The following is a 22,847-nucleotide window of genomic DNA, read 5'->3' as shown; positions in this document are numbered from 1 at the left end:
AATGATTGAAAGTCGTATTTTTAAAAACACCGAAGGAGAGTTCCATTATCTGGACTTCGGCGGCTCCGGGCCTTTAGCCCATCTGGCCCATGCCACCGGGTTTTGTGCCGGAACCTATTCCCCCCTGGCCAAATTATTGACCCCTTCTCTAAGACTCACTGGCATGGATCATCGCGGCCATGGAAAGACCAGGGCCTTGGCCGATCCCCGTAAGCTGAAAAATTGGAATATCTTCGTGGCCGACCTGGAACGATTTATTGAATTCCTTCAAGAACCCGTTATTGCCATAGGCCATTCCCTGGGGGGAACGGTCAGTCTGCTCCTGGCCGTCAAGCGGCCGGATCTGGTGCGGGCACTGGTCCTGCTCGACCCGACCATCCTGCCTTTTTCCTGGATGTGGTGGTGGTTTCTGGCTAAAAAAACCGGGATGGCCCAACGGGTCCCCATTGCCGCCCGGGCCGTTCGACGGAAAAGGGTCTGGCCGGACCGGGAGACCGTTCTCAATGCCTACCGGTCCAAGGGGAGCTTTAAATGGTGGCAGGACGGATTTCTGGAGGCCTATCTCGACCATGGTATGAATCCGGGCGGTAATGGGTCCATTCGTCTGCGCTGTGACCCGGCCTGGGAATCCAGGTGCTTTTCCGCCTGCCCCCATGATATCTGGCAATATATCCCTAAAATCAAGTGCCCGACTCTGGTCTTGTACGGGAAGGATTCGGACACCTTCCTGGCACCGGCAGCCAAACGGTTTAAAAAGAACTACCCCCCGGCGGTCTTGAACGGCCTTCCAAAAACCAGTCATTTTGTCCCCATGGAACGACCGGAAGAAACACGGGAAGCCGTCCTGGGATTTTTAAATAGGTCGTTGATAACCCGTTAGGGTTCACGATCCCATTCAGGGTTGCCACCTCCTATTGTCTCCGAAATATTCCTACCGCTTATCAGTTTTCCTTCAGCCACACACCCATTACCGGATCCGTTAATCTATAAATATTCTTATCGTCTCTTTCGATCAGATCTCTGGAAAGAAGACCATTCATCGCCCTCTGAGTCCCGCCTACAGAAAGACGATGCCTCTCCAGAAATTCCCTGGCATAAGGGGAGATGGTCGGCTCTTGGGCCAGGGCTTTGAGCAAACCCCTCTGAATTAAGGTCAACCCGCTCCAGATACCTTCAAAGTCCTGCGCCTCCATAGGAAGCAATATCCGAAAAGCAGCCCTTACCGTATCCGTGGTGCATTGTCTTGCCGTCAGATCCCAGGCAATCGAGGCCAGTTTCTGGACATAATAAGGATATCCCCTTATGCTGTTATATATTTCCAGGGCCGTTTCCTTTGGGCAGCTTTTACCAGCTCCCGTAGGGTGGGTGCAGCGAAGCGCAACCCACCAACAGTTGTCATAGAACCCATCAATAAAAAGCGGGGGAGCACATCCATCATTCTCCCCCGACCTCATCTGGAAAAGCATTCACCGATCCACTCCAAGATTCGGGATAAAGACCTTTTTCAACAAATTCATGAAAGCTGGAATGCGGCCAATCCCGGGGATATTTGACCAATCCATGCTTCACCGGATTATAATGGATATAATCGCAATGATTTCGATAATCCCTTTCATCCCGGATCGTGTGCTCCCAAAACCGCCGTTGCCAGATTCCTTTTTCCCCCTTTTTTTGCATGGAGGCGGTGGGTTTGGTGTTGGTGGGTTTTTGAATGGTGGGTTGCGCTATCGCTCCACCCACCCTACATGCTTCACCCACCCTACATGATGCATCAAAATTATCGATGGGCTGCGGTAATGCTCGACCCGATCTACATTTTGTTAAATCCCGTAGGGTGGGTGGAATGAAATGGAACCCACCAATACCATTTTCACCCGTTAATAGAAAATATCCTTTGGTAAAGAAGGCCTTGATGAATTTCCATCGAGAGGAATAATCATTGTCATCCAGCGGTAGTTGCCAAATGCAATGAAGATGATCCGGAAGGATTACCATCGCTTCAACAGAAAAAATCTTTCTCGAAATACATGATTTAAATCCCTCTTGTAAAAGAGAGATGGTCCTTTCATTTAAAATTGGTTGGCGCAGATAAGTCACCACCGTAAAGAAAAAAGTCCCACCATGAACATAATTTCGTCGATATTGTCCCATCACGCCTCATCGTAGGGTGGGTGCAGCGAAGCGAAACCCACCGATATCAGCAGAGAAGCGGAACCCACCATTTATTGAAAACATATCGCACCCCACCCATAGCCCGGGAATTGGGTTGAGAAGATCGAAACCCACCAATTTCCGATGGCCGAATCGATGTGGATAAAACAATCCCACAAATCGGTGGGTTCCGTTAGCACTTCACCCACCCTACAGGGCTACAGGGCTGCCATCGCTACCGTTGCCCAACAAACCAAAACGACAATAAAAAAAGATGTGTTTTTGCTTTCATAAAACCTCCTATCGGGAGAAGCAAGGGTTAGTACAACAATGTCACATTTGGTAAAAATGACCGTCGTGAAAATGAAAAATAATTTTTTTAATGCAAAAACTATGCTATGGGAAAATAAATTAAATTATATTTTTATTTTATGCAGTTAGGTGTGATGAAGCCGGAAGGAAGAATGAATATTGCACAAAAGCATGTGCCATTTGCACAAATATTTGGTTGGGGATGAATTGGGATTTCGATTCACTTCATAGTTTAACCCCATTGGAGGCTATTTTTGATCTTTGCTTGATTTAAAAGAATAACTGTACCTGTTTATTTTATTGGTGGGTTGCACTGCGTTCCACCCACGCTACACGCTTCCAACCAGAAACGTCTGTCAAGTTTTTTTAATTTTGATCAGAAGCGGCTTACCCCATCTGGTCTATCTGGTTTATTTGATCTTTTTTCTTTTTTATTTAGTTTCGATAAGACGAAAATCCCACTTGACCCGAATTTTTTTCCATTTTATAATCTCAACGAATGAAACAAAGAGTTAATAAGGGGGCGTGATATGCCGGAGACGATGGTTCGCTCAAAAATAGATTCCGCAGTAAAAGCCAAGGCCCAGAATCTTTTACAAGGCCTGGGACTCTCAATAAGTGAGGCAATACGGCTCTTTATAAACCAGGTGGTTATTGAAAAGGGGTTACCCTTTAAAGTCGAACTGTCAAAAGGGGAAACTGAAGAACATGATAGATGGTTCCGGCGACAGGTCAAAACCGCCATAAAGGAAGCGGACAACCCCAATACCGTTTTTATTCCGCATGCACAAGTGCGCGACCGATGGGGTGCGAAACGCATTGAGTTATCGAAAAGGGAACTCGCGAACTGGTTATCGTAAGGACACCTTACCTCACCGCTTATCGGATCAAAAGAAATAAAATTCAAATTCTCCGCATTCTTCACAGTGCACGGGAGTGGCCAAAAAATTTTTTGTCTTAGCCAGCAGTTCCCGTAGGGTGGGTGAAACGAAGTGCAACCCACCAACCCAATAAAAAATGACAAAATCAATTCATAACCCACAAGGGGTACAAGGCATTTATTATGTGGTGGGTTCCGTTTCACTTCACCCACCCTACCTGTTTCAAAAAATCGTCGCCTCATCCCCCCGATGTTTGAGGAAAAGCGGCATTGACATATAAATATTCCACCTTTTCTTTGTGGGCCAATTCTTCCAGGGCCAGTTTCCGGAAGATCTCCTTAGCCTCTCCGGCCGAATGTAATTCAGCCAGGTTCAGGTAAAATTCATGGGAATGCTTTTCCCTTTCCGCAGCCAATAAAAAGGCATCCTTTTGGAGCAGGTCGGGAACAACCGGCGGGGCTTGAAAGGCCTCGACAATCTTGCTGTCATGGACCTGGGCCAGATCCAGGGTAAAACCCGATACTTTTCCCTGAAGATACTTTTCCAGAAAATCTTTATGTTTTAATTCTTCACGGGCCAGAAATTCCAGGGTATCCCTGGTCATATCGTCCAGGACCACCTCCTGGAGGCGTTTATAAAAAGTATGTGACAGCTCCTCAAAGATGATCGCCTTTTTAAATATTTCCCCGGTAGTAATCGCCTTCATACGCACCTCCTATGATTTGATAGTCCTTTATTTTGATGGATTCGTAAAAATGTCTCTCGGGCCGTCACCCCGGCGAAAGCCGGGGTCCAGACACCGTCCCGGTGGAAAACGGGAACCAGACCTTTGAACCTGGATTCCGGTTTCCACCGGAATGACGGGAAAGAGCAATCTTTGACTTTTTACATAGCCATCATTTTCTATTTAATACCCTTTACAGCCAAAAGCAAGCTCTCAACCTGCCCGACAAGGAGAAGACAGTCAATATACAGTTTTTAAATCCCAAAAATACAGGATTGTCTGGATTTCTTTTTTGATAATTATCGTTACACTTTAATTAGAATAATTCCACTTTCCCGTTGATTTTCAAAAAATAAAGAAAGGGCCTGAAAGAGAAATGCCCAAGGGGAATTCAATATGGGAAGCCTGAAAATTGTCTCTCGAAGCAGTCAGCCTTTTATCGATCGGGTGGAAGCCGGGAAGCTGCTGGCCCGGGAAATTGGGCATTTAGGGAATCGGAAAGCGGTCGTTCTGGGAATCCCTCGGGGAGGTATTATTGCCGCCCTGGAATTGGCCCTGGCCTTGAATGGTGACTTGGATGTCGTGCTTTCCCATAAATTGCGCACGCCGGGACATCCGGAATTGGCCATGGGCGCCATCGCCGAGGGCGGCATTGCCTTTGTCGATCCGGGGATCGTCCGGATGTTAGGGATAGATAATCACCAGATCGAGGGGGAAAAAGCACATCAGTTGGCAGAACTCACCCGCCGGGCCGTTCAGATCCGCAAGGTCCGCCCCAAAGTTCCTCTCGAGGGCAGACTGGTCATTATTACCGACGACGGGGTGGCCACCGGAGCCACCACCATGACCGCCCTCAAAGCCGTACGGGTTGAAGGCCCGAACCGACTGGTTCTGGCACTGCCGGTAGGTTCCGAGGATTCCGTGATGCGCTTAGCTGATGAGGCCGATGAAACCATCTGCCTCCGGGTGCCGCCTGACTTTATGGCCGTGGGACAGTTCTATGCTTCATTTGACCAGGTTAGCGATGATGAAATGCTGACTATCCTGAAGGAGGCCCATGAAAAGGAGAAAGGAAGATGAATCCAAAGCTGCTGAAAGAAGCTGAAAAATTAGCTGCCGAGGTGGGACATGTTTTTGTCGCTACAGCCGACCCCTCCGGAAGAACGCACATCGCTGCCGCCCGGACCCTTTCCATCACCCCGGGAAACGAAGTGGTGATAGCCGACTGGTTCTGCCCTGAGACCATGCAAAACCTTTGCAGCAACCATTTTCTGACCATTGTTACCTGGAACCCGGTCACGGATTATGGTTTTCAGATCATCGGAGAACTGATGGATTTGAAGGAGCTTGGCATGATGAATGGCTACCTTCCGGAAATGGAAAACCACCCCATTCCTCAAATTGAACGTCAAATGGTAGTCCGTGTGGATAAGATCATCGACTTTAAAATCCAACCCCATAGTGATGTTGAACAGTAGACCCCAAACAGAAGGGACCTATGCATTCCGCCAACATTCAAGAATATCCGGTCAAGGTTTCGGCCGGTAAGGTTTTTCTGGAAGGTGACCTGAAGATACCCGAGGGTGCTCAGGGACTGGTGGTTTTTGCCCACGGAAGCGGGAGCAGCCGACACAGTCCCCGAAATCAGTCCGTAGCCCGCTACCTTCATGGAACCCGATTGGCCACCTTGCTTTTCGACCTGCTGACCTCCCAGGAGGAGGCAGAGGATCGCTACACCGGACATTTAAGGTTCAATATCCCCCTTTTAGCCGAACGATTAGGCTTTGTAACCGACTGGGTTCTGGCCGACAAGACCACCCGGGACCTGACCATCGGTTACTACGGGGCCAGCACCGGGGCTGCGGCAGCACTAATGGCCGCCACCGCCCGACCCCTGGTTGTTTCCGCCATTGTATCCCGCGGGGGTCGTCCGGACCTGGCCGGAGATGACCTTTATCTGGTGAAGGCCCCAACCCTCCTGATCGTAGGAGGTCACGATTATCCCGTAATCGAAATGAACCGTGAAGCTATGGAGAAGCTTCAAACCGAAAAAAAGCTGGTCATCGTCCCCAGGGCTTCTCATCTTTTTGAGGAACCGGGGGCCATGGAAGAAGTCTCCCGGCTGGCGGCCGAGTGGTTTCAGAACTACCTGGTAGGGGAAAAGTCAGCGGCTTCCCGAGAAGAAGGAAGGAATTCCAGTCATGGCTAAACTCTCATGCCCGCCTGTAGCGGGCACCACGAACCATGAAAATTTCGAATGTCAAAGTAAGGTTGGTTTTAAACCCGTAACTCGTAACCAGAAACCCGCAACGTTATTTTCTTATTAAACCCTCTTATCATTTTTCGGGGGGCATCTTCAGGTCCACCACATCGGCCTGAAAGATATCGATAAAGTCTTTAATCCGGGGGTGGGAGATCTTTTCCTTAAAAGAGGTTTTGGAGGGCCGCACCGGAGAAACAGCCTCGCTCCGTATTTCCTTTTGCGGTTCGGTGGAAAGGAATTTGATTTTGACCTTCCGTTTATAAAAGTCCTGGCAGAGTTTTTCTAATTTCTTTTTATTGCCGTTTCCCTCCAACAATCTCAAATGAAAGGAATTTCCCTTGAAGTCCCATTCCAGGGTATTTTTGTCTACGACCCTTAGATCGGCCTGGGCCAAATAAGTAGCCAAAGGAATATTTTCCCCACGAATAAATTCCAGCAATTCTTCTTTCGAAAACGGTTCGGACCCTCTCGAAGCGGGTGGTTCGAAGGGGGCCTCGGGAGGTGGGGCTTCCACGACTTCTTTTTCGACCCTTTGCACCCTGGCTTCTTCAGGCCAGGGATCGTTGGAATAAACCGGAGAAGTCTCTTTCAGGGTTTCCATCTTCTTTGGTGCCGGTTCTTTAAAGACCGGGGGAGCTTCTCGGGGGAGAAGGCCCTGTTCCTGGATCCGGTCCAGTTTCTCCAGAATAGTATCGATGGGAATGATTTCCCGTAATCGAGCCGTTCGGAGCAAAATCATTTCCAAAGCTAAACGGGGCTGGGGGGCCCGGCGCAATTCCCATTCCGATTGGATTAAAAAATGCAATGCGTCCTGGAGAAACTCTAAGGAAACCTCCTGGACCTTTTTTTTAATCCCGGAGATCTCTTCCCCGGGAAGGTCTAATAAAGGCCCCTGATCATGTCCCATTTTTATCAGGAGCAAACTTCGGACCTGTTCGATGAGGTCCTTATAAAACTGTTTCAAGTCGTAACCGAATTCATAGACCTCGCAGACCAGTTCCAGCAGTCTTTTTACCTGGTTGCCGACGATGGCCCAGCCGACTTCAAAAATGATCCGGCGGTCCACAAAACCGAGGATTTCCTGAACCTGGGCCTCGCTTATTTTTTCCGCAGAAAAGGAAAGGATTTGATCCAAAAGACTTAAGGAATCCCGAATACTTCCCTCGGATTGCCGGGCGATCAAACGTAAGGCCCCTTCTTCCACGGCTACCTGCTCGGCCTGGGCCAGAGATTTAAGATAATCGACTATCGAATCCAGGGAAACCCGTCTGAAATTAAAGGACTGGCAGCGGGAAAAAATTGTTAAAGGGACCTTGTTGAGTTCCGTAGTGGCAAAGATAAACAGGGCGTGTTTAGGGGGCTCTTCCAGGGTCTTTAATAAGGCATTAAAGGCCTCCCCGGTCAACATATGGACTTCATCGACGATATAAATCTTGTAGCGGCCCTGGGCCGGCAGATACTTGATGTTTTCCCGCAACTCCCTGACGTCGTCGATCCCGCGGTTGGAGGCCCCATCGATCTCCTGGACGTCGAGGCTCACCCCCTGGGTGATCTCCCGGCAGGAAGTACATTGGTTGCAGGGAATCGGGGTCGGGCCATTCTGGCAATTAAGGGCCTTGGCCAGGATTCGGGCCACCGAGGTCTTGCCGACTCCCCGGGGACCGCTGAACAGATAAGCATGGGCAACCCGCCCGGATTTAATGGCGTTTTGCAGGGTCTGGGTTACATGATTCTGCCCCAATACATCTTCAAAAACCTGGGGCCGGCATTTCCGGGCTAAAACGAGATAGGACATAAAAACAGGCGTGAGGCTTAAGGCACAAGGCGCAAGATAAAAGGTATGCGGATAAATGCGGATAATGCTCTTTATTTTTCAAGAAAACGGGCATCCGTTTTCTTGAGACCAGCATCCGCCGAAGGCGGAGAGCAGGTATCTATCAATCACGTCTATATCGTGATTGATGGATAATCATTTTGCCTTACCGTGTTTATCCGTGAAATCCGTGCCAAAATATTTCAAAAAGCTAATTTAACATTAAAATTCTTCTTCCCCATTCCGAAATCCGTAATCCAAAATCCGAAAATGGAAATGGCGGAGAGAGAGGGATTCGAACCCTCGGTACACCTTTTGGGCGTACACACGATTTCCAGTCGTGCTCCTTCAGCCAACTCGGACATCTCTCCGTAAGAAAATTTTTTTAACATTTTTCTCTGATATAAGTCAAGATTTATTCTCTCAATGGATGGTATCCATTCGGCTCGTTTAATAATTTTAATTATTTTTTTATAAATATTTTTAACATGTTACATGTAATTAACGTAAAGTTTGTCCTCGAAAGCCCTAATCGGGGAACGGAAATCCAGGGCTTTCTTTTCCCTGAATAACTCTGGATTCCGGCCTTCGCCGGAACGACGGAGGGGTTATCGACGATTTCTAAAAAAATTAAACTGATTATAATGAAGGATCAACCGGGGATTGCGCTGAACTCCTCAAATCCATTTTAGGAAAACCCCAAAGACCACCAAGGCCGCCACATCAACGCTCAGGATACCCCCAACGGTCAAGGTCTTTTTGCCGACCGAATCCATATCATGAACCCGGAAAGAGACCAGAAAGAAGGGCAGATAGCCGATCAGAAAGATAAGCCAGGGGGCCTTTGTCCCCCACCAGGAATAATCCCAGGTCAGGGCCCCCAGGCCATTCAGGAGAACTTCCACAAAAACACAAAAAACCGAATTTAAAACGGCCAGGAAAAGACGGTTGGGGATGCCCAGGATCCGGAGTTTTTTGTCGGCCGGCAGCATCTTGCCGAAGGTGATCCCGGCCACGGCAAACATAAAACATATTTCGATATTAAGGCCGATGAGGATCAAATAGGCGGTCTTCCCCGGGGCGCCCCAGACCGGGGCCTGGTTGGTGAAGTGAAAGACCAGGCCGTTCCAAATCTCATTAAACCAGTCCATCCCCCAGAAGGCCAGTCCGGCGAAAAAGAGATTCCAGTTTTTCCGCTCGATCTCCACGGCATAGACATAGACCACCAGGGCGAAAAGGGCGATCACATACCACTGAAACAGACTACCATCCCTCAAAATCCTTGAGGCCTCCAAGGCGGAAGCGGTCGGCATAGCTCTTCTCCTTTCAAGTGTGTCAAGCCACCCCTTTTTTTCTTAACCCCGACCTGACGAGCGATCTCAGTCATAGAAATCACCAACTTACGGGGCATACTTCGCTTTTACTCCCAGTTTGCTCTTCCCGTCAAGAAATTTCCAAATGAATGGTAAAAGTTCTATCCCAAAACGCCCGATCTATGCTTCATAAAATCGCTGATAGCGGACCACCATCAACCGACTTTTTGATGGTTTTGAAGGAAAGCTGAGTTCTTCCAAATGGGCCAAGCTGGCCAAATGCTCCCAGGACACCGCCCATAGGAATATTGACGATCTGGTAAGGCGTAGCGTTTTGTCGAAAGAGCCAGGCGGCGGTCGCAGCACCAGTTATGCCTTGGCGGACCAATGGACGAGGTGAGGGCACCAAATCCGGGCTCGGCCCTGTTCCCGGCGAATCCCAATCCTGATCTCAACGGGGGTGGATTGTAGCGCCAAATCGTTTGGCTCGTAGCATCGGTATTCTGCTTAGAGGCACCTTTTTAGGGGTAAAAAGATGCCTCTAAGACCCTTTTTCTCTATCCGTTTTGATAAGACCTACAGAGAATTCAATCAGTTCGTCTGGTACGACCCTGTCTGGGTCTGGGGTGTGAGGATGACCGTGCCTCGGGACAGACTTCTCTTCCTTTGCAGCCTTATTGATAGCGTCCAACGGTAAGGCAACCTCGATGAGTTTGCGGGGGTGATTTGATGGGATGAGTCATGAACTGCCTCAATATTCAATTAAATGCTATGCCAGCAGATGCGGCGATTTTGCCTGCCAGTTTTTGAAAATCGGCATAACAACTCTTGACAGCCTCCATGTGGGAACCAATCGCCCCATCGGCTGATTTAAGGAAAAAAATCGGTTTGCGCGCCTCCATGGCCATCGGCATCAGACTTCGATAATGCTTGAGCAATGAAAGACAATAGGGATCCTGCGCAACAAGTGGCAAAGACGTAATCGTTTCAGCCAGAACCGCTTCTCGATAGACACCTGGTATTCGATCCATCCAACGTTTATATGCCTTAACCGGGCGAGTATCGAGAATGCCATGTTGCATAACAATGTAGCCGATAGGCTGCATCACCCCTTTGGGCATCGGCAGATCTGGCGGCGCCTTGGTGAGAAGGTCCGCCCATATTGCGCGCCAGTCCCGCAATGTAGGCCCAAGGTTCTTGAGACCTTGCAGAGAGAAAAGATCCGGGGCCAGCGGCAGACAAACCTGATCGGAGGCAATCAACGCTGAACGATTGATGGCGCCCAGATTGGGGCCGACGTCGATCAATACCAGTTCTGCTCCCCATCCGGCTCCGCGCTGGACAAGACGGTGAAATGCCGTCATAGTACGAAAAGCGGATTCGTCCCGATTGTGGCACCGAGGCCACGCATCGGAAAGCTTGTCTTCAAACCGCGACAATCCAAGGTCGCCTGGAATGAGGCCGAGGTTCTTGGTAATCATTTCCACGCCAGGCTCGGCGATGTCGCCGGTACCTCGCAGAATCGGTCGAATTGCTCCATAAACGGTGTCAGGATGTTCGTCATCAGGCCACAATGTTTCCAGGCGTTCCTCGTCAAGAAACATGGCGGTAAGGTTTGATTGTGGGTCAAGATCTACAGCAAGTGTCTTGACGCCGTGGTCTGCAAACATCCATGCCAAATGATACACCAGTGAGGTCTTGCCCACACCGCCCTTGTTGTTAAAGAAGGCGATTGTCTTCATGTTAACCTCCGAAATATCTTAACCAATACGGAGTGCTCGTCGAACTCGAATTGCGCGGGGAGGTTGCCATTCTGTGCCAGGAGAGTCTGAGCCCGCTGAACCCCGTAGCCAAACCTGTTGACAAAGCCGAGCGATTTCATGGCTTCGGCAATCACCGGGTTGCGGTAACTGTTACGGGTAGGAAAGTTTTCCGGTGTAGCTTCACCATACAAGCCGCCGGGACTTTGGATCTCAATGTGTCGCTAAATGCGTAAAAACGAATGGGGGAATTACTATCATAATTACGGTGCATGACAGCATTCATCAAGAGCTCCCGTAACGCCCACTCCGGGTAGTCTGGTTGCAACTTTTCCTCAAGTGCACTGACCGCACGCATCGTTGTCTGAATCAGCACCTTGAGCCTTCCTTCCAACTCACGGAGCACGGAGTTAAGATCGCCGGAAATTTCTGCTTGATCATCGGGTAATTCCGTCAAGTCCGTACCAGGCAACTTGAGATATTGAACATAGGCTCCCGGCAGAAAAAATCGGGGGTTTTTCCCGAAGAGCAATACACCTGCGTGCGTTAGACAAGCACGTTCGGGATCGTATAGCCTTAAGGATGCCAACTGTAGTTCGACTGATCGATCATTAGCTGAAATGGTTTCCGGATCAACGGCTTCTCGACGATAGGCATCAAATTGTCCCAAGGCTATTTCATCAATCGTCGCTTCAGAGCAAGGACGTGCATCAAAGGAACGGGCAAGTGCAACACGACGCTCTGACAGAATACGTTCTTCTTGTTCATTGGCGATGCCTTTACGCGGCCCTACTCGAATGTGAACACGACCCTTATAACGGACAGGCGGAAGATCCGAGGGGAAAACCTCCACCACCACAACATCGCCATCAGTTAGAGAAAACTTGCCTACATTCATGTAGGGCTGGGGTAACACATTCCCATCGGACCGAATACCACCCAGGTTCCTAAGAAGTTCATCGGTCACCGTCAAACCGGATAATGCCCCATTGTTTCTCACCCCGACAAGTAAGTAGCCCGGTCGGCGATGGTTAGGAAGATCATTGGCAAAAGCACAAATTGCCTGACCAAATTTATCCGTATCATCCACCGAGACTGTTCGTTCAATATTGTCAGCTTCCAAATCGGTCAATAGTCCAATCAATTGCTCTTCAGTTAACATAGTGCCCCCGATTTTAAAAGTGGCTTGTTCAACATTGTATTTCTGCTTTCTTTAAGAGTTCCCGAATTTCAAAATTCACAGACGAAACGCCCCAGCCGGGTACGGCCTCGAATGGGTTGCGCAGATAATAGGGGCCTTCAACTCCTTCGCTTTCGCCCAGGAGCATGACGTCCAGAAGGAATTTATCGGCCTGGTTCAGGGCGTAGAGCATTTCGTTACGGGTAATGGTGACGGTGCCCGCGCCCTGCACGCAGCCCTTGACCTCGATGTGACGGGCCTCGGGCTGGGTAGCGATACCGATAGTGACCTCATCGGCCCGACCAAGCAGTCGGTCACTGAGAGTTCCATCGGGCGTTTTGTAAAAGACATGAACCGCCCCCTCAGCAATAGGCACCACAGCGACAATCGTGGCGACGACTGAATAAAAAAACCTCACCTCGCCTTTAAGAAATGGGGTCTCTTATTCTTTCATCGATACTCCCTTAGCTAAAGGGTGCCGACAAGAAAACTTCGTAAAATTACTACAGATTTTCTATCCTTAAATTGAAAAAAAGTCAATAGTCAATAAAAAATGGTCTATTTTTGCTAAAAAAGCAGGACCATCGGTTTTTCAGACTACGTCGTATGACCTTTGTGAATGTTTTTTATGGCTCTTTTTATGTCGGGGGGATGAGTGGACTCTGATTTATTGCGCTAAAAATATCTTCCTTTAACGGTCTTGATCTCACAAGGGCCGGCAGGGTTGATTCTTTTCTTTAAAGGTCTTGGCCAGAGGCCGGAATTGGTAGGCGGTGGATTAATCCGGAGTATGGGAGGTTGGTCTTGCGTTTTGTCTCTACGAAAAAGGGGCGAACCGGAAGCTTATGATGAGCGGATCTTAGGGGACGGATATTTCGTCCAAGCTATCCTGGAAGAAGCGGATCAAAAACTGGTCCGGCAAATTAGAGCCCGAAAGAAAGCCGGGGCGTTGCCGAGGATCATTAAAGAAAAATGTCGAGAAGCCGGAGTTAATGAAATTGAGCTAAAATCCGGAAGCCGCCGAAAGGCCGTGTCGGAACTTCGAAGAAGGCTCTGTTTTTATTTATACCGTGAATTGGGGCTCCCTATGGCTGAGATCGCTCGCCAGGTTGGAGTTGGGACAACTGGGGTGGCTATGGCAATTAAAGCGATGGAAGCAGCTACTAAAACTGAATGAAATGAACAACGTCCCAATCGCGTTCAAGGTAATCCCCAGAAAGGGAAAGGTTGTTTCAGGAGGACATGAAGGCGTTAAAATAATATAAATTGGAAAAAATAACGGGTTGATATTTTATTTTCTAAACATTTTCCCGACTTACCTACCCCATTTATTCATAGTTTTTCCCTTGTATAACTTAACTTAATTCATTATAATAACCTTGTATTTATAAATACATTGGGACTTATTGAAGGGACCAATTTCTATGAAACGTTTTATCTTCCAAAAATTATTGGCCTGGAAAAATCAGAAAAGGCGCAAGCCCCTTATTCTTCGCGGAGCACGACAAGTAGGGAAGACCTGGTCGGTTATTGATTTTGGAAAGCATTATTTTAAAGGAAAGGTACATGTTGTTGATCTGGAAAAACATCTGGACTGGCATAGGATATTTTCAGGGAATCTGGCACCGGCTGGAATACTTTCGGAGTTGGAAATCCTTCTAAATGAAAAGATTATTCCAGAAAAAGACCTGCTTTTTCTGGACGAAATTCAAAGTTGCCCCCGGGCGATAACGGCCCTTCGGTATTTTTATGAGGAATTTCCTGAGCTTCATGTGATCGCGGCCGGCTCCTTGCTCGAATTCGCGATGAAAGAGATTTCGTTTCCTGTGGGGCGCGTCCAGTTTTTGAATATGGTTCCCATGAGTTTTCCGGAATTTCTGCAAGCCACAGGCAAAACCACGGCTGCGGAACTCCTTCTTTCCGCTCCCCAAAAACAACCAGACAGTGTTCACGCCATGCTGTTGGAAGAGCTGCGCCGCTATTTGTTTATCGGCGGGATGCCCGAAGCCGTGTCGGCTTATGCCCGTTCCGGTAAAATGCGTGATGCCTTTGAGGTCCAGGCAGAACTGGCCAATGCCTATCGGCAGGACTTTGCCAAATATGCCCCTTATTCCGATAAACGCTGTTTGAATTCCGTTTTTTCTTCCACAGCCCGATCCGTTGGGCAACAGATTAAATATACCCATCTGGCCGAAGGCTTCAGCATTCCAACCATTAAAAAAGCTTTTGACTTGCTTTCCCTGGCCCAGGTGATCCGCAAGGTCTCTTCCTCTTCCCCGGCCGGGCTCCCTCTCGGGGCTTCCGCTTCGGAAAGAAAGTTTAAAGCGCACATGGTGGATGTTGGATTGATGCAACATCTCTGTGGAATGCCGATTGATATCGAATATAGCCGATCTGACTTGCTGTCTATCTATCGAGGGGCTATGGCCGAACAGTTTGTTGGTCAGGAATTTGTAGCTGCAGGGCAGGAGGAATTGTACTATTGGTCAAGAGAGGCTAAAAGCAGCAGTGCCGAGGTTGATTTTTTAATCACCATCAATGGTCGGATTCATCCGGTCGAAATCAAGAGCGGCGCATCAGGAAGACTGAGAAGTTTGCACTTGCTGTTGGAGACTTATCCGAATTGTCCGTCCGGTTATGTATTCTCCAGTATGCCCTATTCCGAATTGCCAAAGCAAAAATTGATTTTTTTGCCTCTTTATTATGCCTTTACGATAATCCACCAGGAAGGTGTATCGGTAAGGGGATCGGATAACAAGAACTATTTGATATGATGGATGCTTTGAACGGGAAGGGGATGTTTCCCCTGAAAATAAGACCCGAAACTTGGCTTTGCTGACGGGCTTGTTGGAATGGAACGGGCCCATCCAAACCAACCCATAACAAAAGCCGAAGGAAAACAGCATGATACGGATCGGCCTGTATGTGTAAACTGAAGAGCTGTCAGCCGGATCGTCCCAAGTCTAACGTGTTTACCAGAAAAACATATTGCATTATGTTGTCGTAAATGATATCTATACGCTATGAAATGGGAGACACTGCTAACCTTGGTCGCCGACGAAGCGGTTTTCGCGTCCGCCCTCTTGCTGTCTGGAAATGAATCGGTCCGTCAAGTGCGTCTGCAACTGTCGCGCTGGGTAAAGGCGGGACGATTGCTCCAGCTCCGCCGGGGGGTCTACGCCTTGGCACCGACTTGGCGCAAAGTGGAGCCGCACCCGTTCCTGGTTGCCAACCGGCTCCAGCGAGGGTCTTACGTGAGCCTTCAGGCTGCCCTGGCCTGGCATGGCGTCATCCCTGAACAGGTCCCGGTCGTGACGAGCGTCGGACCGGGTCGCCCGGAGATGGTTCGCAACTCATTGGGCGTATTCCAGTTCAATCACCTTGCCGACAGGCTGCTCTTCGGCTACTCCAGGGTGGAGGTTTCCCCCCGGCAGTTCGCCTTCGTGGCTTCCCCGGAGAAAGCACTTCTGGATCTCGTTCACCTGACTCCCGGGGCGGAGGCCACTGAATACCTCCGGGAGCTTCGCCTGCAGAATCCGGCCGCGATCCACCTGTCCATGCTTAAAGAACTGGCGCAACGCAGCGGCAAACCCAAACTGGTCCGAACCGCCCTACGCGTTGGCCCATTGCTCGCCGCAGAGGAGGGGGAGGCCCTATGAAGGAGTACCTGCGACAACTGGCGGAACAGGCGGACAATGACCTTGTCCGCGGAGGCCTGGTGCGTGAATACCTCCAGGCACGGGTACTCGAGTCGCTGCAGGACTCGGGTGCCTTCCTGCGGTGGGCCTTCTTGGGCGGCACGGCGTTGCGGTTCTTGTTCTCCATTCCGCGGTTCTCGGAGGATCTCGATTTTTCACTCATCAAAGCGGGCGAAGATGCCGGATTCAGGGACGCCTTGGCCGAGGTCAAGCGGGCACTCGGTCTCGAAGGCTACCGGATCGAGATCAAAGTCAACGAACAGAAAGCGATTGCCTCGGCCTGGATCAGGTTTCCCGGGCTTCCCCACGAACTCGGATTCTCGACCCATCCATCACAGACGCTTTCCATCAAGGTGGAAATGGACACCCGTCCCCCACCCGGCGCGCGCATCGTGACCTCCATCGTCCGGCGCCATGTGACTCTAAACCTTTGTCATTACGACAAGGCATCTCTTTTGGCGGGAAAACTGCATGCCGTTCTGAGCCGTAACTGGACCAAGGGGCGCGATCTCTACGACCTCGCTTGGTATCTGGCTGACCGCACCTGGCCGGCCCCCAATCTAGTGTTGCTCAATGCCGCCCTGGCGCAAACCGGCTGGCAGGGTCCCGTCATGACGGCAAGCAACTGGCGGGACGAACTTCGTAACCGGCTCGAAGCCTTGGACTGGGAACGCGCACGGGCGGACGTTCGGCCGTTCCTGGAGAGGGAGCGCGACATCGCCCTGGTGACCGCGGAAGCCCTTGGCAGTTTATTGAGTGCCGGCGCCGAGCGGCGGGATGGCACGGAAGATCAACCATGAGATTAAACCACATCCTCCGCCTCTTCGGAGGATTCCATGACTGAAAAAACTGATAACCAGGCCGATCCTATCCAGGACAGAGTAGAAAAAGACCTCGACCTGCCTTATCATTCGATCCAGGCCAAAGACTGGGACGGCTTGGAGCGAGCCCTCTGCGATTTGTTGTTTTTGGAGGAAAAAATTGCCGCCGGTCTGGTCTATGAACTGAATGAGGATTTTAAAGCCGCCCTGGAAGCCCTGCCGGAAAATCAGAAAACTACTAAAAAGAAAAGTGAACAAAAATCCCGGCTGGCCCAATATACGCAGGATCTCCTGCTTTATGCCCGGGGTAAGGTTAATAAGCTGGAGATCATTCCTTCCCTGAAACTGCTGGAAAAGGAGGAACTGGAGGCGGAGCGGCAGCGCCTTCTCCGGCGTCCTACCCGTTTGGACCGCTTAACGGCCTTCGCCCAATTCACGAAATCCCAGACCCATCATTTCCTAAAAGTGGGCTCGGTGTCGAACCTGGTTTTGGCCCAGGCCTATGGTCAGGCCGCTGAGGGGCCCGTGACCCAGGCGGCCGAGGAGATAATACACTCCGGCCAGCCGGGGCCCATGCTGCTGCGGCACCCGGCCTGGCGTCCGCCTTTCAACCCCCACGCGGTCCTGCTTTATACCCTGGAAGGACATACCGACCGCGTTCAGGCCCTGGCCCTTACCCCGGATGGCCGGCGGGCCGTCTCGGGTGGAGGTTCGTGGGGTTTGTTTAGGGATTTTTCCCTTAGGGTCTGGGACCTGAAGACCGGCAAGTGTTTGCGGTCCCTGGAAGGACATAAACACTTCGTCAACTCTGTCGCAATTTCTGCCGATGGGCGCCTGGCCGTATCGGGCGGAAAAGAAAAGGTCTTGAGGGTCTGGGATCTGGTATCGGGTCGTAAACTTCTTTATTTGGAGGGACACACGGATGAAATCCAATCCGTTTCCATGACCGCCGATGGCCGTTTATCGGCATCTGCCCAGTGATGATCAAACCCTAAGACTATGGGACCTGGAAACCGGGCTTTGTCTCTCGGCAATGAGATTGAATAAAGTGATGAGAGGAGATTTTTGCCTGAAAGGGAATACCATCCTGGCCTGTTCTTATTCCGGGGACGGAGAAGCGTTCCAGATCATTGAGCCGGAGAAAGGGAACCCAAGAGAAATCCCCTGGCCGGTGCGGGTAACTCCCGTCAGGAGATGGCATTATGATCTGCAAGAAGGGACCGGGCATTGGGATAAGGCCCTGTCTGCCCTGTGTCCGATCTGCGGGCAGAGCAGCGAGGTCCCTTCAACCGTTGTTGAATCTATCAGGAAATTAAAGAGGGCTAAAAGCAAGCCCGAAAAAATGAGTCATTATCCGGCGCTGTCCTCCCACTGCCCATCCTGTGGATGTCCTTGGCAAACCAATCCGTTTATGGTCGATAATCGAGATTTAACCCGGATAACCCCCTGACAGGAGATGTCTGTTTGAAGTGAAAAAGGCAATGTTTCTCGATCATTCAAAGGTTGGTCCCACCAAAAAGTGGGAATAGCTTGGGGTTAGTAAAAAAATCGGGTTGGTAAAGTTTTATTAAGCCTATACTCCTCTCTTAGGAGCATTTATCACCAATTTGGTCATCTTGAGATGACCTTTTTTATTACTCCTTATTAAACCTACCTGTAACCTTATCCGACCCGTTTTTAAATTTTTTAATATAATAAAATAAATAATTTATTGGCGGAGAGGGTGGGATTCGAACCCACGGTACACCTTTTGGGCGTACAGCCGATTTCGAGTCGGCCCCGTTACAGCCACTTCGGTACCTCTCCGTTAGTTTCGATTTCGGATTTCGGAATTAACAAACCCTTATCTGTTTGGCTTTTTGAAATTCAAAATATTTTATTGACAGGATTTACAGATTTTTGCTTAAACCTTGAGCCCTGCGCCTTGAACCTTTTTTATGCTTGACTGCCTCGACGGTCCTTAAAAAACTTTTGCATTAAATCCCGGCATTTCCATTCCAGCACTCCCGGAATTACCTCAAAGCAATGGTTCAGCCGCCGGTCTTGCGAAACATCGTATAAAGACCCCAGGGCACCGGCCTTGGGATCGGCCGCCCCGTAAACCACTTTGCCCACCCGGGCCTGAATCACCGCCCCAGCGCACATCAGGCAGGGTTCGATGGTGACGAACAAGGTCGATCCCGGCAACCGGTAATTATTCAAAATCCGGGCCGCCTCCCTCAGAACCAATATTTCGGCATGGGCCGTAGGATCGTTGTTTTGCCGGGTCCGGTTATGATCGGAGGCGATTATCTCTCCGGCAGAAGAAACCAAAACCGCCCCGACAGGGACTTCCTCTTCGAGATAAGCCTGCTCGGCCTCTCTCAAGGCCAGGGCCAAAAATTCTTCGGCTTTAAAGATCGTTTCATCCACCGGTATTTTAATAAATTGACAGGGCCCCGATGTCAAGATATTTCATCTTTATTCAATTACTTCAATGGCATGGCAGGTGAGGACGGAATGGTGATGGTCATCGGGCCGGACAATTTAAAGATCAGCTCTATGCCGGCCTTAAGAAACAAATCTTCCTTTCCGGTAACATAGGCCAAAACCGCCCCGGTCCCGCCGCCGAGGGCGATTCCCGTCAGGGCCCCTGGGGTTTGTCCCAGAAGGGTGCCCACTCCGGCCCCCACTATGGCCCCCACTCCGATCAGACCGATATTACGCAACAGGTGGGCCCGGCCTTCTTTTTGGAATGGTTCGGTGGTTATGGGATTGACCGTTTCATTGGACAGGATCATCCGCACCAGCTTGAGTTCCAGCAAGGCTGTGCCGCTGAAATGTCCGGATTCAACGGAACGGGAAATAATCCCGATCAGGGGAACCCCGGCAGGAACCACTACCTGGGTCCCGATTAACAGGGGTTCTTTGAGGGTGGCGAAAAAAGACTGATTGGCCCGATGGGTTGAGGTTCGGATGGATTGATTCAACTGGACCTTAACCTGGGTCCCGGGGGGGATCGTGATCTGAATGGTCTCTGCAACAGGAGAAGAGGTCTTGACCGCCTCCGCTTTTTTCGGGGTTCCCCCTTTGTTGGAACCCATGGCCGGCAGTTCCGGGGCAGTGAACCCGCCGGCCGAAACCATGAAAAGAAAAATCAGGATAAAATATTTTTTCATTGGCTATTTTTTATATTGGTCATGACAGGACTTTTTCATCCTTTTCATCTCTTCCATCTGTTCAAAAACCGCCCGATTATTCCCTTGTTTTATCTTTTCTCCTATTCGCTGAACCAAGTCAAGGAATTGCTGTAAAATTTCAGCCGGCAATTTTCCGGTCTCCCGGGCAAATTCCTGGCAGCTTTTTTCAAAAACCGGGAAAATCTCCTCCGGGAAGCCTTTTCCTTTTTCCAGGGCAACTTTTAAATCAGAAAAACTTTGGGCCATCTTTTTCTTGGATTCCAACATAAACCTCTCCCTGTTCTTAGACTTTAATTTTCCGAACCCTTTCCGGGGGAACGACTCGGCGGATAAAAAAACCGGACAGGAGACAAAACATCCCCAGATAATTAAAAACGATGAAGTAGTTATCATCCAGGAGATCCAGAAGATAGCCACCCAAAGAAGGGCCGAGTATGCCGGAGAGAAAACCATAGGCAGTAAAGACCAGGCCTAAAATGGCCCCGAAGTGTTTCATCCCAAAACAATCGGCAACCAGGGGGGCAGAAACGGCAAATAAGGTTCCAAAGGCGAAGCCGATAATGGCTGACAAAATGATCAGGGCCGGGAAGGTATTCATGTGCGGCAAAATTAAATATGCACAACCAGCCGCAAAAAAAGTAAGGCTCATGATCCCCGTCCTTCCCCATTTATCGGAAAGAAATCCCATGATTATCCGGCTCAGGCCGTTGGTGATATTAAAAGAACTCAAGATCATAACCGCCCAGGGGACGGCCAGCCCATGGGACAGTCCGAAATTTACAGAAAGAACCACCATGGCAATACCGGCAGCCCCTTGAAAAGCCCAGGTCAGCCAAAGAAACCAAAAATTTTTGGTCTGAAGACTTTCAATAACGGTCAATGACCTTTCTGATTCCATAGGCCGGACTGGGATGTCCTGTCCCTTGGGACGGAGGTTTGAATGCATCTCCGGGACCCCAGTAAACCAGGCAGCCCCAACACCCATCAACAAGGCTGCCCCGGCCAGGATTATATTCATTGTAAAATAACCCATGGAATTAAGGAGATGCCCGAACACAGGGGCCATGATGGCTGCCGAGGCACCAAAGGCCAGGTTGACGATTCCTGAAACCAGGCCCTTCTTTTCCGGAAACCAGCGCTGAACCGTTGTCAGGGCCGGGATATAGATAAAACAGGAGGCCGTACCGTTCAAAAAAGCCCAGAGATAAAGTATCGGCAGCGTTGAGGCATAGGCGATCAAAAAGGCATTTAAACCGCAGAGGAGGGCCCCGATGCTGATCATCTTGCGGGTGCCGAACCTTTCCTGCCAGTGACCGACAAAAAACATAAAAAAACCGACCGCGGCCAGGACAAAAAAGAGGGTATTGCCGATGGGACCCTTCCCTACCTGAAACATATTTTGCCACAGGGGCCCCATGACCCCTGGAAAACCGAAGATAAAGGCCCCCGGCCAGAAGATGGCCGCTGAACTTCCAGAAACGGCCATAATCCCTTGCGTTTTATCATTCATCAAAATATCCCAATCCCAAAAATCATCTTATTTCCCCGGCTGTTTGTACCAGAAAACTCTCTTTTTCATCCTTGAATTTTTCCTTGATGTCCAGGATCTCTTTCTGGGCAAGAAAGAAGGCCTCCACAACCTGAGGATCAAAATGGGTTCCCCGGCCCTCCCGGATGATTTCATAGGATTTTTCTACGGAGAAAATCTCCTTGTAAGGACGTTTCGAAGTCAGGGCGTCAAAGACATCGGCAATGGCTGTGATGCGTCCGGCCAGCGGGATCTTTTTTCCCGATAATCCTCTTGGATAGCCGCTGCCATCCCACCTCTCATGATGGCTCAGGGCAATGACTTCTCCTAATTTAATGAAGCCGGCCTGAGACCCTCCCAGGATATGTGCCCCCATCGTGGTATGCTGTTTCATGATCTTCCATTCTTCGTCGTTTAATTTCCCCGGTTTCAGCAGGATCCGGTCCGGGATACCGATCTTGCCCACATCGTGCATGGGTGCGGCATAGAGGATCGATTCTACGGTTTTCTCGTTTAATCCCAGGGTTCGAGCCACAGTCGCGGCATATTGGCTCATGCGCTGAATGTGGGCACCGGTTTCTTCATCTTTAAATTCCGCTGCCCGGGAAAGGCGGTAAATGGTGTCCAGAGAGGCAATCTTGATCCGCAGAAAGGCCTTCTGGAGTTGTTCGGTTCTCCGGGCCACTTCGGCTTCCAGGTCTCTCTGGTAATTTTTCATGTGATCGTAATAGGCCTTGACCTTGACCAGGGACTGAACCCGGGCCCGGAGTTCGATCTTTTCCACCGGCTTGCTCAAAAAATCATCGGCCCCCACATCCAGGGCTTTAATCCGGTCTTCCACATCCCGCAAGGCCGTTACCATGACAACAGGGATAAGTCGGGTCTCTTCCTTTTCTTTTAAACGCCGGGCCACTTCATAGCCGTCCATCCTGGGCATCATGATGTCCAGCAAAATCACGTCCGGTGGATTTTCTTTAACCCTATTCAGGGCCTCTTCCCCATTCTGGGCTTTTAACACCTCGTATCCCAGGGGGATAAGCATGGCCTCCATCAGACGCAGGTTTCGCTCTTCATCATCGACTACCAGGATCTTGGGTTTTGGCTCCATTAAAGGTCTCCTGTCTTTCGTTGCCCGTTACGGGTTACTTGTTTCTCGTTGCTCGTTATCGATCTTCTTCATTCCAATGGAACGAGTAACGAGTAACCCGCAACCAGTAACCTGTT

Annotated in this window: 23 protein-coding genes, 2 tRNA genes and 1 pseudogene; 11 read left to right on the top strand and 15 right to left on the bottom strand. The window is 50.0% G+C overall.

The window, feature by feature from the left end; all coding sequences use genetic code 11:
- Position 1: 1 nt before the first annotated feature.
- Positions 2-880, top strand: a complete 879-nt coding sequence (locus HY879_13400; protein ID MBI5604336.1) for an alpha/beta hydrolase — start codon at positions 2-4, stop codon at positions 878-880.
- Positions 881-941: 61 nt separating this feature from the next.
- Here the strand turns inward: HY879_13400 and HY879_13395 are convergent, their stop codons facing one another.
- On the bottom strand, positions 942-1,466 hold the full coding sequence (locus tag HY879_13395) for a MarR family transcriptional regulator (protein MBI5604335.1): 525 nt from the start codon (positions 1,464-1,466) through the stop codon (positions 942-944).
- A complete protein-coding gene (locus HY879_13390) occupies positions 1,435-2,151 on the bottom strand; it encodes a transposase (protein MBI5604334.1) in 717 nt (238 codons plus the stop codon). The genes HY879_13395 and HY879_13390 overlap by 32 nt, the downstream gene beginning before the upstream one ends.
- 842 nt (positions 2,152-2,993) lie before the next feature.
- Between HY879_13390 and HY879_13385 the strand changes: the two genes are divergently transcribed.
- Positions 2,994-3,323, top strand: a complete 330-nt coding sequence (locus HY879_13385) for a type II toxin-antitoxin system RelB/DinJ family antitoxin (GenBank protein MBI5604333.1) — start codon at positions 2,994-2,996, stop codon at positions 3,321-3,323.
- A 259-nt stretch (positions 3,324-3,582) separates the two neighbouring features.
- On the opposite strand, the gene HY879_13380 is transcribed toward HY879_13385, so the two are convergent.
- A complete protein-coding gene (locus HY879_13380) occupies positions 3,583-4,050 on the bottom strand; it encodes a ferritin family protein (protein ID MBI5604332.1) in 468 nt (155 codons plus the stop codon).
- 414 nt (positions 4,051-4,464) lie between these two features.
- Here HY879_13380 and HY879_13375 point away from each other — a divergent pair, with 414 nt between their 5' ends.
- The 3 genes from HY879_13375 to HY879_13365 are packed head-to-tail and all read left to right on the top strand — an operon-like array spanning position 4,465 to position 6,277.
- Complete coding sequence (locus tag HY879_13375) at positions 4,465-5,148, top strand: phosphoribosyltransferase (protein ID MBI5604331.1); 684 nt, start codon at positions 4,465-4,467, stop codon at positions 5,146-5,148.
- On the top strand, positions 5,145-5,546 hold the full coding sequence (locus tag HY879_13370; protein MBI5604330.1) for a hypothetical protein: 402 nt from the start codon (positions 5,145-5,147) through the stop codon (positions 5,544-5,546). Before HY879_13375 ends, HY879_13370 begins: the two co-directional genes overlap by 4 nt.
- Positions 5,547-5,566: 20 nt before the next feature.
- On the top strand, positions 5,567-6,277 hold the full coding sequence (locus tag HY879_13365; protein MBI5604329.1) for a dienelactone hydrolase family protein: 711 nt from the start codon (positions 5,567-5,569) through the stop codon (positions 6,275-6,277).
- A gap of 127 nt (positions 6,278-6,404) precedes the next feature.
- Here HY879_13365 and dnaX read toward each other — a convergent pair whose 3' ends face one another.
- From dnaX to HY879_13335, 6 genes and pseudogenes are all read right to left on the bottom strand, one after another.
- On the bottom strand, positions 6,405-8,126 hold the full coding sequence (gene dnaX, locus HY879_13360) for a DNA polymerase III subunit gamma/tau (protein MBI5604328.1): 1,722 nt from the start codon (positions 8,124-8,126) through the stop codon (positions 6,405-6,407).
- A 295-nt stretch (positions 8,127-8,421) separates the two neighbouring features.
- A tRNA-Ser gene (locus HY879_13355) sits at positions 8,422-8,515 on the bottom strand.
- A gap of 306 nt (positions 8,516-8,821) precedes the next feature.
- Complete coding sequence (locus tag HY879_13350; protein MBI5604327.1) at positions 8,822-9,457, bottom strand: hypothetical protein; 636 nt, start codon at positions 9,455-9,457, stop codon at positions 8,822-8,824.
- A 758-nt stretch (positions 9,458-10,215) separates the two neighbouring features.
- The gene (locus HY879_13345; GenBank protein MBI5604326.1) at positions 10,216-11,199 is read right to left on the bottom strand and encodes a ParA family protein; all 984 of its coding nucleotides are present in this window, start codon (positions 11,197-11,199) and stop codon (positions 10,216-10,218) included.
- Positions 11,196-12,379: pseudogene (locus HY879_13340) on the bottom strand (putative DNA binding domain-containing protein). The gene HY879_13345 and the pseudogene HY879_13340 overlap by 4 nt, the downstream one beginning before the upstream one ends.
- 28 nt (positions 12,380-12,407) lie before the next feature.
- Positions 12,408-12,815, bottom strand: a complete 408-nt coding sequence (locus tag HY879_13335) for a DUF3883 domain-containing protein (protein MBI5604325.1) — start codon at positions 12,813-12,815, stop codon at positions 12,408-12,410.
- Positions 12,816-13,208: 393 nt separating this feature from the next.
- Here HY879_13335 and HY879_13330 point away from each other — a divergent pair, with 393 nt between their 5' ends.
- The 6 genes from HY879_13330 (at position 13,209) to HY879_13305 (ending at position 18,366) form a co-directional block, all read left to right on the top strand.
- Positions 13,209-13,574, top strand: coding sequence for a hypothetical protein (locus tag HY879_13330; GenBank protein MBI5604324.1), 366 nt, complete (start codon positions 13,209-13,211; stop codon positions 13,572-13,574).
- 247 nt (positions 13,575-13,821) lie between these two features.
- Positions 13,822-15,171, top strand: a complete 1,350-nt coding sequence (locus HY879_13325; GenBank protein ID MBI5604323.1) for an ATP-binding protein — start codon at positions 13,822-13,824, stop codon at positions 15,169-15,171.
- Positions 15,172-15,738: 567 nt separating this feature from the next.
- Positions 15,739-16,056: a hypothetical protein gene (locus tag HY879_13320; protein MBI5604322.1), complete on the top strand. Its 318-nt coding sequence runs from the start codon at positions 15,739-15,741 to the stop codon at positions 16,054-16,056.
- Positions 16,053-16,895, top strand: a complete 843-nt coding sequence (locus tag HY879_13315) for a nucleotidyl transferase AbiEii/AbiGii toxin family protein (GenBank protein MBI5604321.1) — start codon at positions 16,053-16,055, stop codon at positions 16,893-16,895. Before HY879_13320 ends, HY879_13315 begins: the two co-directional genes overlap by 4 nt.
- Positions 16,896-16,931: 36 nt before the next feature.
- On the top strand, positions 16,932-17,897 hold the full coding sequence (locus HY879_13310) for a hypothetical protein (GenBank protein MBI5604320.1): 966 nt from the start codon (positions 16,932-16,934) through the stop codon (positions 17,895-17,897).
- A gap of 67 nt (positions 17,898-17,964) precedes the next feature.
- Positions 17,965-18,366 (top strand): hypothetical protein, encoded by a 402-nt coding sequence (locus tag HY879_13305; GenBank protein ID MBI5604319.1) that lies wholly within the window; start codon positions 17,965-17,967, stop codon positions 18,364-18,366.
- Between the two features lie 262 nt (positions 18,367-18,628).
- Here HY879_13305 and HY879_13300 read toward each other — a convergent pair.
- The 6 genes from HY879_13300 to HY879_13275 form a co-directional block, all read right to left on the bottom strand.
- Positions 18,629-18,722 (bottom strand) — tRNA-Ser (locus HY879_13300).
- Between the two features lie 129 nt (positions 18,723-18,851).
- On the bottom strand, positions 18,852-19,316 hold the full coding sequence (locus HY879_13295) for a nucleoside deaminase (GenBank protein ID MBI5604318.1): 465 nt from the start codon (positions 19,314-19,316) through the stop codon (positions 18,852-18,854).
- Between the two features lie 68 nt (positions 19,317-19,384).
- Positions 19,385-20,074, bottom strand: a complete 690-nt coding sequence (locus tag HY879_13290; GenBank protein ID MBI5604317.1) for a hypothetical protein — start codon at positions 20,072-20,074, stop codon at positions 19,385-19,387.
- A gap of 3 nt (positions 20,075-20,077) precedes the next feature.
- Positions 20,078-20,362: a hypothetical protein gene (locus HY879_13285; protein ID MBI5604316.1), complete on the bottom strand. Its 285-nt coding sequence runs from the start codon at positions 20,360-20,362 to the stop codon at positions 20,078-20,080.
- A 16-nt stretch (positions 20,363-20,378) separates the two neighbouring features.
- Positions 20,379-21,605: an MFS transporter gene (locus HY879_13280; protein ID MBI5604315.1), complete on the bottom strand. Its 1,227-nt coding sequence runs from the start codon at positions 21,603-21,605 to the stop codon at positions 20,379-20,381.
- Between the two features lie 22 nt (positions 21,606-21,627).
- A complete protein-coding gene (locus HY879_13275) occupies positions 21,628-22,731 on the bottom strand; it encodes a two-component system response regulator (GenBank protein MBI5604314.1) in 1,104 nt (367 codons plus the stop codon).
- Between the last annotated feature and the right edge of the window lie 116 nt (positions 22,732-22,847).

The organism is Deltaproteobacteria bacterium (assembly GCA_016219225.1).
Taxonomy (GTDB): Bacteria; Desulfobacterota; RBG-13-43-22; order RBG-13-43-22; family RBG-13-43-22; genus RBG-13-43-22.
This window is presented reverse-complemented; position numbering and strand designations above follow the sequence as displayed.

Excerpts from the sequence above, each read along its gene's own strand:
- HY879_13325 (MBI5604323.1), top strand. The coding sequence starts at position 13,822 with ATGAAACGTTTTATCTTCCAAAAATTATTGGCCTGGAAAAATCAGAAA.
- HY879_13290 (MBI5604317.1), bottom strand. The coding sequence starts at position 20,074 with ATGAAAAAATATTTTATCCTGATTTTTCTTTTCATGGTTTCGGCCGGC.
- HY879_13375 (MBI5604331.1), top strand. The coding sequence starts at position 4,465 with ATGGGAAGCCTGAAAATTGTCTCTCGAAGCAGTCAGCCTTTTATCGAT.
- HY879_13320 (MBI5604322.1), top strand. The coding sequence starts at position 15,739 with ATGGTTCGCAACTCATTGGGCGTATTCCAGTTCAATCACCTTGCCGAC.
- HY879_13345 (MBI5604326.1), bottom strand. The coding sequence starts at position 11,199 with ATGAAGACAATCGCCTTCTTTAACAACAAGGGCGGTGTGGGCAAGACC.
- HY879_13395 (MBI5604335.1), bottom strand. The coding sequence starts at position 1,466 with ATGCTTTTCCAGATGAGGTCGGGGGAGAATGATGGATGTGCTCCCCCG.
- HY879_13310 (MBI5604320.1), top strand. The coding sequence starts at position 16,932 with ATGACTGAAAAAACTGATAACCAGGCCGATCCTATCCAGGACAGAGTA.
- HY879_13385 (MBI5604333.1), top strand. The coding sequence starts at position 2,994 with ATGCCGGAGACGATGGTTCGCTCAAAAATAGATTCCGCAGTAAAAGCC.
- HY879_13380 (MBI5604332.1), bottom strand. The coding sequence starts at position 4,050 with ATGAAGGCGATTACTACCGGGGAAATATTTAAAAAGGCGATCATCTTT.
- HY879_13275 (MBI5604314.1), bottom strand. The coding sequence starts at position 22,731 with ATGGAGCCAAAACCCAAGATCCTGGTAGTCGATGATGAAGAGCGAAAC.
- HY879_13365 (MBI5604329.1), top strand. The coding sequence starts at position 5,567 with ATGCATTCCGCCAACATTCAAGAATATCCGGTCAAGGTTTCGGCCGGT.
- HY879_13315 (MBI5604321.1), top strand. The coding sequence starts at position 16,053 with ATGAAGGAGTACCTGCGACAACTGGCGGAACAGGCGGACAATGACCTT.
- HY879_13285 (MBI5604316.1), bottom strand. The coding sequence starts at position 20,362 with ATGTTGGAATCCAAGAAAAAGATGGCCCAAAGTTTTTCTGATTTAAAA.
- HY879_13390 (MBI5604334.1), bottom strand. The coding sequence starts at position 2,151 with ATGGGACAATATCGACGAAATTATGTTCATGGTGGGACTTTTTTCTTT.
- dnaX (MBI5604328.1), bottom strand. The coding sequence starts at position 8,126 with ATGTCCTATCTCGTTTTAGCCCGGAAATGCCGGCCCCAGGTTTTTGAA.
- HY879_13370 (MBI5604330.1), top strand. The coding sequence starts at position 5,145 with ATGAATCCAAAGCTGCTGAAAGAAGCTGAAAAATTAGCTGCCGAGGTG.
- HY879_13400 (MBI5604336.1), top strand. The coding sequence starts at position 2 with ATGATTGAAAGTCGTATTTTTAAAAACACCGAAGGAGAGTTCCATTAT.
- HY879_13280 (MBI5604315.1), bottom strand. The coding sequence starts at position 21,605 with ATGAATGATAAAACGCAAGGGATTATGGCCGTTTCTGGAAGTTCAGCG.
- HY879_13350 (MBI5604327.1), bottom strand. The coding sequence starts at position 9,457 with ATGCCGACCGCTTCCGCCTTGGAGGCCTCAAGGATTTTGAGGGATGGT.